We start from the raw sequence: 11,612 nt of genomic DNA on the forward strand, positions 1-11,612 counted from the left end.
TCGTCAGCATATCGGGAGAACACCATGCCGTCACGCTCCATCCAGGCCATCCGGGCCGTATTTAAACGGGAATTCGCCAATTACTTCACAACACCCATCGCCTATGTGTTTCTGGTCATCTTCCTCCTGCTCCAGGCCTTTTTCACCTTTTACGTGAGCCGCCTTTTCGAAGCCGGTCAGGCGGATCTCCGGGCCTTCTTCGACTGGCACCCCTGGATTTTCCTCTTCCTCATTCCTGCCGTCTCCATGCGTCTCTGGAGTGATGAACGCAGGCAGGGCACCCTGGAGCTGCTTCTCACCCTGCCCCTCACCCTCAAAGAAATCATCCTCGCCAAATTTCTGGCCGCCTGGGCCTTCATTGCCCTGGCCCTTTTTCTCACCTTTCCCGTGGTGCTCACCCTGCTTTACCTCGGCAATCCGGATCTCCTGACCATTTTCTGCGCCTATCTCGGCAGCTTCTTCATGGCAGGGGCCTTTCTCAGCGTGGGCGTGTTCACCTCAGCCCTCACCCGCAGCCAGGTCATCAGTTTTGTGTTAAGCCTCTCCTTCTGCCTGATTTTTGTGCTGGCGGGTTATCCGCCGGTTCTGGACATGCTGGGAACCAGCATCCCCAAACCCCTTGCGGCCTTTGTGGCAGAACTGAGCTTCATGACCCACTTCAACACCTTTGCGCGGGGCATCTTTGATCTGAGGGATATGGCCTACTATCTTTCCGTCATGATTTTCATGCTTTCCGCCAATGGACTTGTCCTGATGAACCGGCGATCCTGATGCCTTCCGGATTTTTTTAAAAACAACATCATCGATATTTTCATAACGGAGAACACCATGGCAGACACAGGCAGCAACCGTTCCGGAAAAACCTTGGGCTTCAGTCTTGCGGGCCTTGGCCTTCTTTTCCTTGCCCTTGTCCTTTTCAACGTCCTTCTGTCCGGCGTCCGCCTGCGCTGGGACGCCACAGAAGACAAGATTCACTCCCTTTCTCCGGGCACAAAAAGCATCCTTGCAAAACTGGAAACCCCCATCACCCTGAAATACTATTTCAGCGATGATCCCATGCAGATGCCTGCCCACATCCGGGCCTATGGCCGCAGGGTCGGAGACCTCCTCCGCGAATACGAAACCTTTGGCAAAGGGCAGATCCAGCTTGAAATCCTCCATCCGGAAACGGATTCCGAAGAAGAGGACTGGGCCAGAACCTACGGAGTGCAGGCCCTGCCCACCGCCACCGGAGAAAACCTTTACCTCGGCCTGGTCGCCCTTTCCGGGGACAAAGAAAAAACCCTTCCCTTCCTGGATCCTGCCAAGGAAACCAGCCTGGAATACGACATCACCCGCATCCTCACCCAGACGGCCCTTTCCCGCGAACGCCACATCGGCATCCTTTCCGGACTCGATATCTTCGGAGAACAGGCCGGATTCGGTATGGGCAGCAGCGGAAAATGGTTTTTCCTGAAAGAACTGGAAAAGGACGCCACCCTGCACCGCATTGGCCCTCAGGAAAACAGCCTGCCCGAGAAGCTGGATCTTCTCATGCTCATTCAGCCCAGAAGCCTTTCCCCGGAAATGCTCTTTGCCATTGATACCTTTGCCAGCAATGGCGGCAATCTCATCATCTTCAGCGATCCGGCTGCGGTCAGCGATCCCATGGGCTTTGCAAGCCAGGAAAACCCCCTCGCCCCTCTGCTGAAGGCCTGGGGCATTACGCTTTCAAAGGAAGTCGTGGTGGATTTTCATGCCGCCACCCGGCTCATGGGACAGAACAACCAGGTGGAAAGCAACCCTTCCTGGCTCAGTCTGGATACCGCTGCCATCACAAAAGAGCAGCTCATCACAACGGGCTTGAACAGCATCCTCCTGCCCATGTCCGGAACGGTGAAACTTGCCGAAGGCAGCCCCCTCACGGCCAGCCCCCTGCTGCTTTCCTCTGCCAATGCCGCCCTCTTCGACGCCATGACCCTGCGCATGGGCATGGAAAATGTCCGCAGAGACTTCAAAGCCACGGGAGAGCGCTATCCCCTGGCCCTCATGCTGAGCGGTCAGTTTCCCGCTGTCTTTCCCGACGGCCCGCCGGAAAACACCACTTCTTCCGAAGGAACCCCTGAAGACGGGAAAACAGCAAAAACCGAAAAACCAGCACCGCTCCCCAGGCAATGGAAACCCGCCAGCCTGGTCTTCATTGCCGATGCCGACCTTCTCTTTGACGCCTACTACATGAGCCGTCAGAATTTTCTGGGCTTTGAGATGGCCCGCATCTTCAACGACAACCTCAGCCTCGTGCTGAACAGCGTGGAAATGCTCAGTGGCAGCCCCGATCTCATCCACATCCGAACCCGCGATGTCACGGATCGTCCCTTTTCCAGGGTACGGGATCTTGAGCGTCAGGCAGAAACCCGCTGGCTGGCACAGGAACAGACCCTGCTGCGCAGGGCAGAGGAAGCCAATGCCAGAATTCAGGCCCTGGAACGGCAGAAGGAAGGTTCGGAAGCTCTGGTGCTTTCCGAAGCCCAGGAAGCGGAACTCCGCAAATTCAACGAGGAAAAAATCCGCATCAACAAGGAACTTAAACAGGTGAGAAGAAATCTCCGGGCCGACATTGACAGCCTGGGCACCCGCATGAAAGTCCTCAACCTCCTCGCCGTCCCCCTTCTTGTCATACTGACCGGGCTTGGTGTGGGGCTGCACAGACGCAAAAAAAGCAGGAAAACCTCCTGATTCCATGCTCTCCCGTCCCCATATGCCCTCTCCCAGGCATGTCGGGACGGGGATTCCGGTGCTTAAAAAAGGGGGGACATGCCTCCTTTTTCTCACATCTGCATCGGATACTCCCCCTTCTTCAGCCATCGTTTCCATGCTCCAGCCTGGGAACGATGGCTGAAATAAAATGACAGAAAATCACGGGAAAGCCCCGAAACTGCAAGGCTGATCCGGATCGTAAGCCGCTTTCTTTTTACCGTTTTTTCCGCGCCACTTCCTCCAGCCATTCCGCCTGACGCTTCTGGTAGTCTTCTTCACTTTCCTGCCAGCCGGTATTTTCCGGTATGTCCCTTTCCCCGGAAACCACCACACTGCGTACGCAGGGGATTTTCTTCACAAGGGCCAGAAGCGCTTCCCGGGTCAGCTCCCTTTCCTGATCAGCCATTTTTTTCCTCCAGAAAATCCCGAATCCGCTCTTCGCTCAGCCAGATTCCCGAAAGCACCCGGTCTTCCACACGGATGGCAGGTACCAGATTTATACCGTCGGCCCGGGCCGCTTTACGGTGAACCAGCATGTTCAGGGTATGAAGGCTCACGTCCCTGCCAGCCAGAAGATGCTTCAGATGCCTTTCGGCAGCCAGACAACGGGGACAGAGCGGAACCTTATAAAAAAAAACTTCCATAAACCCGCCTTTCATGGGAAAAAGTACCGTTATACTCTTGAAGGGGCCGTAAAAATTCCGGAACCTTATCGCACCTTATGGGCATCTTGCATTTCTTCATCATACGTTTCTTCTACGGTATCAGGGCTTCAGCATAAAGGAAAATTCGATTCATGAAAAAAGTGATTATCACGGTTCTGGCCAACGACAGACCCGGTATCCTCGCCTCCGTATCCGAGGCCATCTTTCGGGAAGGCGGCAACCTGGATCAGGTCAGCCAGACCCTTCTCGACACCCAGTTTGCAGGGCTGTTCATCGCAAGTCTTCCCGAAGGCCTTTCACTGGCGTCCCTTCAGGACAAACTCCGCAGCAGTCTTTCCTCCCAGGGGATGGATATTCTTGTCAAGGCCATGCCGGAAACAGACAGCAACGGCCCTCCCCCGTCGGAACCCTTTGTAATCACCTGTTTCGGGCCGGATCGCCGGGGGCTTGTGGCGGAAATCACCGCCATTCTCGCACGTCACAAGGTCAACGTCACCAATCTGCGGGCCATGTTTGAAGGCGGAAACGATCCTTCCCGCAACCTCATGGTCTATGAAGCAGACGTCCCCCTGTCCGCCGACACCAGTGCCCTTTCCGCGGATCTCAGGAAAAGAGCCGCAGAACTCAGCCTTGTGATCAACATCCAGCACCGCAATATCTTTGAATCCATCACCCGCATCTGAACCGGAGCCACCATGATTCACGACAGGGAAATTCTCACCATACTCGGTATGCTCAATAACGAGCATCTCGATGTCCGTACCGTTACCTTAGGCGTCAACCTCTTTGACTGTGTCAGTGACAATATCGACCGGCTCTGCGCCAATATCGAAAAAAAAATCTGCGGTCTTGCCACAGACCTCGTCCCCACCTGCAACCGCATTGGCGAAAAGTACGGTATTCAGGTGGTTAACAAGCGCATCAGCGTCAGCCCCATCGCCGCTATCGCCGCCCCCTTCGGCCCTGAAGGCATGGTGGCCGTCGCAAAAACCCTGGACCGCATCGCCGAAACCGTGCAGGTCGATTTTGTGGGCGGCTTTTCCGCTCTGGTGGAAAAAGGCATGGCCAGAGGGGATGAGGCCCTCATCACCGCCCTGCCCGAAGCCCTGGCAGAAACCGCAAGGGTCTGTGCCTCCGTAAATGTGGCCAGCACACGGGAAGGCATCAATATGGATGCGGTTCTGCGCATGAGCCACGCCATCAGGGAAGCAGCTGCCCTTACCGCAGACAAAGACGGGCTGGCCTGTGCCAAGCTCTGCGTTTTTGCCAATATCCCTCCGGATATTCCTTTCATGGCAGGTGCGTATCTGGGGATCGGTGAAGCGGATGCCGTCATCAATGTGGGGGTTTCCGGCCCAGGCGTGGTCAAAAAGGCCATCGACCGCGCCCTGAGGGACAAGCCCTCCATGGATCTGGGAGAAATCGCCGAACGCATCAAACGCACCGCCGCCAAGGTCACCCGTGTGGGAGAGCTGATTGGCCGGGAAGTGGCACGGGAACTGGGCATTCCCTTTGGAGTAGTGGATCTTTCCCTGGCCCCGACCCCCACGGTGGGGGACAGTGTGGGTGAAATTTTCCAGAGCCTCGGACTCATCAGCATCGGGGCACCGGGATCCACGGCAGCACTGGCCATGCTCAACGATGCGGTGAAAAAGGGCGGAGCCTTTGCCAGCTCCCATGTGGGCGGACTTTCCGGTGCCTTCATTCCCGTGAGCGAAGACCTCAACATCGCCGAAGCGGTCAGAAACGGCTTTCTTTCCATCGAAAAACTGGAAGCCATGACGGCGGTCTGCTCCGTGGGCCTGGACATGGTGGCCATCCCCGGTGATACCAGCGTGGAAACCCTTGCGGGCATCATTGCAGATGAAATGGCCATCGGCATGATCAACGCCAAAACCACGGCCTGCCGCCTCATCCCCGTCCCCGGTAAAAAAGCAGGGGATATGGCCCACTTTGGTGGTCTTCTGGGGTTTGCCAATATTATTGATGTGCCCCATGCCACGGCAAGAAGCCGCTTTGTCACCATGGGAGGCCGCATCCCCGCCCCCATCCACTCCCTGAAAAACTAAAAAAAACGGGCGGCGGAGATTCCCCTCCATCGCCTTTTTCCACCGCCCCCATCCTGAAAGGAAAACGCCATGCTCGAAGCCATTGCCATCAAGCTTGTCACCGTTCTGGCCGGTTTTCTCTTTGAACAGGCCCTTGTCACAGGAGATCAGATCCGCATTGAAGGTGCCCCCTCCTGGTATTATGAGGAAAAAGACCCTCAGTATATTTATGTGTTTTCCTATATGGAGGGCGGCGTGGAAACCCTGGAACCCCTGAAGGCCAACCTGGCCCTTGCCATGGAAAAACGTATCCAGGAGATTATTGATATTGTCATTTACTATGAGGCCTTCCAGGACATCAAGGATCCGGCGGAAAAGGAATTGATCCGTCAGTTCCGAAGAGATGAGGATCTGGGGCTTTTTGTCCGCCGCAACCTGCATATCCCCCTCCTCACCCAGCAGGAAGCCCAGGAAGCGGGACTGATACGAAAGGGTAGACCGGCACGCAGCTTTGGAGCCGCCACCCTCCCCAAACAGGCCCTGCTGGACTATCAGAAGGACAGGGTCAGCAGACTGAAGAACAGTATTTCCCAGGAACGGGCACGCAAAGGCTTCAAGGATCTGGATGCCGCCTTTGAGGACGATGACATGGATGCCGTCGCCCGCGATCTGGAAAGCATCAGCCCCTGAGCTGCCAGATCCCTCCGGAAATATCTGCCCCTTTTCCTTCTCAGAGAAGAGGAGAATCCTTTATCTGCCGGATACGGATCTTGAGATACAGGTCTCCGGTGCTGCCATCGGCCATGCGGCGTCCCAGTCCCTTCAGGCGCAGTTTCTGCCCTTCCGCGGTTTTTGGCGGAACCGTAATTTTATAAAGACGGGAATAAAACCCCCAGGGGATGTTTACCCTTTTTGTACATCCGGCCAGGGCCTCAAAGGGGGAAATGATCAGGGTACCATACATGTGGGCCGTATCCTGGGGAGCCACAGGACGGATGGTCTGAAGACCGGGCGTTTTACGGCGCTGGGAATGCTGACGGATTTTTGCTGAAAAATGACCTTCCGGAAGCTGCACCAGAAAACGCAGAAGCAGGGCACCTGCTACAAAGCCACCGATATGCGCCCACCAGGCCACCCCGCCTCCGCCTCCCATGGCATTGAATACCTGAAGCAGAAACCAGATCCCCATATAGATAAAGGCCGGTATTTCGATGAAAAGGGGAATGATAAGAATGGGGATCAGGGTCAGAATCCGGGAGCCGGGATACAAAACAAAGTAGGCTCCCATGACCCCTGCAATGGCACCGCTGGCGCCCACAACGGGAAGGGTGGAAGAAGGATAAACCAGAAAATGGGCCAGCCCGGAAACCAGACCGCAGCCCAGATAAAACCCCAGATACCGCAAAGGTCCCAGGCGATCTTCCACATTATCGCCAAAAATCCACAGGGTCCACATATTGCCGATAATGTGCAGCCAGCCACCATGGAGAAACATGAATGTGAACAGGGTGAGCACAGGCTGCAGGACTCCGGTATGGCTCCGGACACCGGCATCCGTATACCGGGCGGGTACCAGCCCCCACTCCCAGAGAAAACGTCCCAGCTCCGGCCCCTGCCCCATCTGTACAAAAAAAACCAGTACATTGATCAGGATCAGCCCCTGGGTGACAAGGGGCCGGTTGCTTGAAGGCTGGGTATCGCGAATGGGAATCATGGTATCCTTGCACTCCGGGGGTTCGCCTTGGGATTCCGACAGCAATGGATCGGGCATCCATGGGGCTGGCGCAAAGACTTCCTGTCCGGCTTTCCCACGGTACTGCCCGAAACTTCAGAGGTTCCGCTCAGGGATATCCATAGCCAGGGGGGGCTATCCGCATACTGAGATCCACGGCCCTGGCCTGATGGGTCAGGGCACCTGCGGAAATGATCTGTACCCCTGCGGCACGCAGCCCTTCCAGACGCTCTGCATTCACCATGCCCGAAACCTCAATGAGGCTGCGGCCTGCGATGCGGCGCACCGCTTCCTCCACCGTATCCAGATCCATGTTGTCCAGCAGAATCACATCCGCACCACCAGCCACAGCCTGATCCACTTCCTCCAGCGTTTCCGTTTCCACCTCAATTTTAATGAGATGGGAAACCCGCCTGCGTACCGCAGCCATGGCCTGGGGAATCCCCCCTGCGGCGGCAATGTGGTTTTCCTTGATCAGCACCCCGTCATAAAGCCCCATACGGTGGTTGGCCGCACCGCCCACACGTACCGCATATTTTTCCAGCACCCGCCATCCGGGTGTGGTTTTCCGGGTGTCCACCAGAAGAACCCCGCTTTTTTCCATGCCCGCACCAAAACGGCGGACATGGGTGGCAATGCCACAGAGCCGCTGCAAAAAATTCAGGGCGGTTCTTTCCCCGGTCAGCAAGGCCCGCATCCGGCCCCGTACCCGCAGAAGCGGAGTTCCGGTATCCACGGCCACGCCCTCGGAAACCAGGGAAGAAAACACCACATCCCTGTCCATCTTCTCAAAAACCCTGCGGGCCACGGAAAACCCCGCAGGCACAACGCCCGCCTCCTTGGCGATAATCACCCCTTCGCCCATGGCCTCTTCGGATACAATGGCTTCCGTGGTGATATCTCCGGTACCGATATCCTCTTCCAGGGCCAGATCAATCAAACGCTCAACGGCATACATATTTTTTATCCTCGCAGTACCCGGCAGGCACAGGGCCTGCCCCTGATATATCCCGATTCCTCAGGCCATGGCCGCAATGCGTTCCCGGTTGGCAAGAAGCTGGATTCGCTTTTCCGCAAGCTCATCATGCTGGGCCTTCACTTTTTTCACAACGGCTTCTGGGGCTTTATCCACAAATCCCGGATTGTCCAGCTTGGCGGCAATGCCCCCCAGCTCCTTGTCCACCTTGGCGATGGCCTTGTCCAGACGCTCCACTTCTTTGGCAAAATCCAGTACCCCCTCCAGAAGCACATACAGGGCTGAACCGGAAACAATGCTGGTGGCGCTGGCCTTGGGCCGCTCGCCTGGAGAGGTGATTTCCAGGGTATTGAGACGGGCCAGAAGCTTCACAAGCTCCCCATGGTTTGTCAGGATTTCCGTCTGAAAGGGATTGTCCGTGTGAAAAACCACATCCAGAGCCTGGGCAGGAGAAAGGTTCATTTCTCCCCGGATATTCCGCACCCCCGTTACCAGTTCCATAAGAAACTCCATGGCCACCTCCGCTTCCGGAGAATAGGCCAGACGCTGATTCTCCCAGTTCATGGTGGGGAAATCCGCCTTCATGATGGAGCCGCGTTCTCCTGGAAGTTTTTCCCAGATTTCCTCGGTCACAAAGGGAATAATGGGATGCAGCAGAATCAGGGTATCGCTGATCACCCGGTACAAGACCCCCTTGGTCGCCTGCCTGGCCTCCTCTCCGGCCTTGCCGAAAAGAACGGGCTTGATGGCTTCAAGGTACCAGTCACAGAACTCGTTCCAGACAAAACGGTAAAGAAGGGATGCCGCATCATTGAACCGATAGGTATCCAGAGCATGCTGCACCTGGGCAGACAGACCATTCATGCGGGAAAGAATCCACTGATCCGGCATGGAAATGGCTTTGGGATCAAAATTCTCATAGGGCTGATCCAGGTGCATCAGGGAAAAACGGGCCGCATTCCAGAGTTTGTTGATGAAATGACGGTAGCCCTCTACCCTTTCCTCAGAAAGCTTGATATCCCGGCCCATGGCGGCAAAGCTCGTCAGGGTGAAACGGAAGGCGTCGGTACCGTATTTTTCGATGATTTCCAGAGGATCAATCACGTTCCCGAGGGATTTGCTCATTTTCTTGCCCTCGGCATCCCGCACCAGGGCATGGATATACACTTCCTTAAAAGGCACCTCTCCCATGAAATGGGTGCCCATCATCATCATGCGGGCCACCCAGAAGAAAAGAATGTCAAAACCCGTCACCAGCACGGAAGTCGGGTAAAAGGTTTTGAGAAGCTCAGTATCTTCAGGCCAGCCCATGGTGGAAAAGGGCCAGAGGGCAGAGCTGAACCAGGTGTCCAGCACATCACTCTCCTGGGTGAGGGCACGGGAACCACAGTCCGGACAGATTTCAGGATCCGTTTCCAGCACAAGGAGGCGACCGCAGTCCTTACAGGTCCAGGCGGGAATGCGATGGCCCCACCAGATCTGACGGGAGATGCACCAGTCCCGGATATTGTGCATCCACTCGTAATAGGTTTTTGTCCAGTTCTCCGGATAAATGCGGGTTTTTCCCTCTTCCACGGCCTTCAGGGCCTTTTCTGCCAGAGGGGCCACCTTCACGAACCATTGCAGGGAAAGATTGGGCTCCACCACGGTCTTGCAGCGGTAACAGTGCCCCACACTGTGGGTCAGTTCTTCCTTTTTGACGAGAAGCCCCTGTTTTTCAAGCTCTGCAACCGCCGCTTCCCGGGCTGCAAAACGATCCAGCCCCTGGAAAAAGCCGGCATGGGCATTCATACGGCCATCATCGTCAATGGCTTTGATCTGCTCCAGACCATGTTTCAGGCCCAGTTCAAAATCGTTGGGATCATGGGCAGGGGTTACCTTGAGGCAGCCGGTACCAAATTCGAGATCCACATAGGTATCCAGGATCACGGGAATTTCCCGATGGGTGAGGGGCAGCTTCACGGACATGCAGGACAGATCCGCGTATCGCGTATCTTCGGGGTGCAGGGCCACCGCCGTATCCCCGAAAAGGGTCTCCGGACGGGTGGTCGCCACCACCAGAGCACCAGACCCATCCGTCAGAGGATAGGCGATATGGTAAAGGAAGGAGTCCTTTTCCTCATGCTCCACCTCAAGGTCGGCAAGGGCCGTATGGCAGCGGGGACACCAGTTGATGAGATAATGCCCCTTATAAATCAGTCCTTCTTCATAAAGCTTCACAAAAACCTTGCGCACGGCCCTGGAAAGACCCTCATCCATGGTGAAGCGTTCCCGATCCCAGTCACAGGAAGCTCCCAGACGCTGAAGCTGGTGGATAATGGCCCCGCCATACTCTTTACGCCATTCCCAGACCCGGTCGATAAAGGCCTCCCGGCCCAGATCATCCCGTTTTTTTCCTTCCAGAGCCAGCTGCTTTTCCACCACATTCTGGGTAGCGATACCGGCATGATCCGTACCCGGCATCCAGAGCACGTTTTTACCGCAAAGCCGCTGATACCGGCAGAGGATGTCCTGAAGCGTGTTGTTCAGGGCATGGCCCATGTGCAGCTTGCCCGTGACATTGGGGGGCGGAATGACAATGGAAAAGGCTTCTTTTTCCCTGTCGGCATCCGCAGCCGCAAAAAGTTTGTTGTCCAGCCAGTAGCGATACCAGCGTGCTTCCACCTCATGGGGTTCATACCCCTTATCCAACAGAGCCTCGCTCATGTCTCCCCCATACTTCTTGTGATATTCAAAAAATGCCCATACAAACATGCCAGCACAATGTAAAAAAACAGCCGTTTCAGGCAGGACATACTCAAAAAAGACCAATGAAAAATGGCCATAAAAAAAGGGATTATGGAATAATCCCTTTTTTTGTGCAAGTTTTTGATTGCCCCGATCCAGATCTTCCTGGTCTGCATCTTCCTGATTCAGCTTTTTCACATAACCCGGTTTTTAAAAAGCTGAAACCAGAAGTCTACTCTTCTTCATACAAATGTTTTTTCAAAATCCGGAGTTCCCTTTCCACGGCCCGTTCCACCACGGAAGCCAAAGCCGCGTCCAGTTTTTCGGAAAAGACCTTGCGCACTACCCGCTCCAGCACAGCTTCAAAATCCACATGCTCCAGATGGGCCTCCAATGCAGCCAAAGACGATGCTGTCTGCGGTTTCTGCAAGGCATCAGGAGAGAGGGAAATAAAATCCGTATCCGACATCAGGGATTCTTCAGCCAGATCTCTTTTACCGGAAGTACCCCCTTCGACAGACAGGGTGTCCAGCCCCAGGGCATCCAGATCCTCTCCCACAAAGCTGCCTTCTTCATCCACATCCAGCCCGCCATCACTGTCCAGGGCCACAAAATCAGGTTCAAGTTCCGGCGGTCTTTCCTCTGTATTTTCCACGTCCAGAACGTCCGTCTCATCCAGAAAATCCGCTGCCGTCCCCAGATCCAGAGTGCTTTCCTCTGACTCCAGA

The 11,612-nt window shown here is 55.5% G+C and carries 11 protein-coding genes; 5 read left to right on the forward strand and 6 right to left on the reverse strand.

The window, feature by feature from the left end:
- Nucleotides 1-24: 24 nt before the first annotated feature.
- Together BR04_RS10480 and BR04_RS10485 are read left to right on the forward strand one after the other, a co-directional pair.
- Complete coding sequence (locus tag BR04_RS10480; protein ID WP_496355960.1) at nt 25-771, forward strand: ABC transporter permease subunit; 747 nt, start codon at nt 25-27, stop codon at nt 769-771.
- A 57-nt stretch (nt 772-828) separates the two neighbouring features.
- Entirely contained in the window at nt 829-2,715 is a 1,887-nt protein-coding gene (locus BR04_RS10485) for a GldG family protein (protein WP_496355961.1), read from the forward strand.
- A gap of 235 nt (nt 2,716-2,950) precedes the next feature.
- On the opposite strand, the gene BR04_RS10490 is transcribed toward BR04_RS10485, so the two are convergent.
- Together BR04_RS10490 and BR04_RS10495 are read right to left on the reverse strand one after the other, a co-directional pair.
- Complete coding sequence (locus BR04_RS10490) at nt 2,951-3,142, reverse strand: hypothetical protein (RefSeq protein WP_496355962.1); 192 nt, start codon at nt 3,140-3,142, stop codon at nt 2,951-2,953.
- Nucleotides 3,135-3,380, reverse strand: a complete 246-nt coding sequence (locus BR04_RS10495) for a hypothetical protein (RefSeq protein ID WP_496355963.1) — start codon at nt 3,378-3,380, stop codon at nt 3,135-3,137. The genes BR04_RS10490 and BR04_RS10495 overlap by 8 nt, the downstream gene beginning before the upstream one ends.
- A 152-nt stretch (nt 3,381-3,532) precedes the next feature.
- Here BR04_RS10495 and BR04_RS10500 point away from each other — a divergent pair, with 152 nt between their 5' ends.
- The 3 genes from BR04_RS10500 (at nt 3,533) to BR04_RS10510 (ending at nt 6,139) form a co-directional block, all read left to right on the forward strand.
- Nucleotides 3,533-4,084 carry a glycine cleavage system transcriptional repressor gene (locus tag BR04_RS10500; protein ID WP_496355964.1) on the forward strand — a complete coding sequence of 184 codons (552 nt, stop codon included), beginning with the start codon at nt 3,533-3,535 and terminating at the stop codon, nt 4,082-4,084.
- Between the two features lie 12 nt (nt 4,085-4,096).
- A complete protein-coding gene (locus tag BR04_RS10505; protein WP_496355965.1) occupies nt 4,097-5,470 on the forward strand; it encodes a PFL family protein in 1,374 nt (457 codons plus the stop codon).
- A 69-nt stretch (nt 5,471-5,539) separates the two neighbouring features.
- On the forward strand, nt 5,540-6,139 hold the full coding sequence (locus BR04_RS10510; RefSeq protein ID WP_496355966.1) for a hypothetical protein: 600 nt from the start codon (nt 5,540-5,542) through the stop codon (nt 6,137-6,139).
- A gap of 40 nt (nt 6,140-6,179) precedes the next feature.
- On the opposite strand, the gene BR04_RS10515 is transcribed toward BR04_RS10510, so the two are convergent.
- The 4 genes from BR04_RS10515 to BR04_RS10530 form a co-directional block, all read right to left on the reverse strand.
- Nucleotides 6,180-7,163, reverse strand: coding sequence for a rhomboid family intramembrane serine protease (locus tag BR04_RS10515; protein WP_496355967.1), 984 nt, complete (start codon nt 7,161-7,163; stop codon nt 6,180-6,182).
- 127 nt (nt 7,164-7,290) lie between these two features.
- Nucleotides 7,291-8,139: a carboxylating nicotinate-nucleotide diphosphorylase gene (nadC, locus tag BR04_RS10520; RefSeq protein WP_496355968.1), complete on the reverse strand. Its 849-nt coding sequence runs from the start codon at nt 8,137-8,139 to the stop codon at nt 7,291-7,293.
- Nucleotides 8,140-8,199: 60 nt separating this feature from the next.
- Nucleotides 8,200-10,863 (reverse strand): valine--tRNA ligase, encoded by a 2,664-nt coding sequence (locus BR04_RS10525; protein ID WP_496355969.1) that lies wholly within the window; start codon nt 10,861-10,863, stop codon nt 8,200-8,202.
- Between the two features lie 253 nt (nt 10,864-11,116).
- Nucleotides 11,117-11,612 (reverse strand): hypothetical protein (locus BR04_RS10530; RefSeq protein WP_496355970.1); only part of this gene is annotated, 496 nt, incomplete at its 5' end.

The sequence above is a fragment of the Desulfobotulus sapovorans DSM 2055 genome (genome assembly GCF_059569355.1).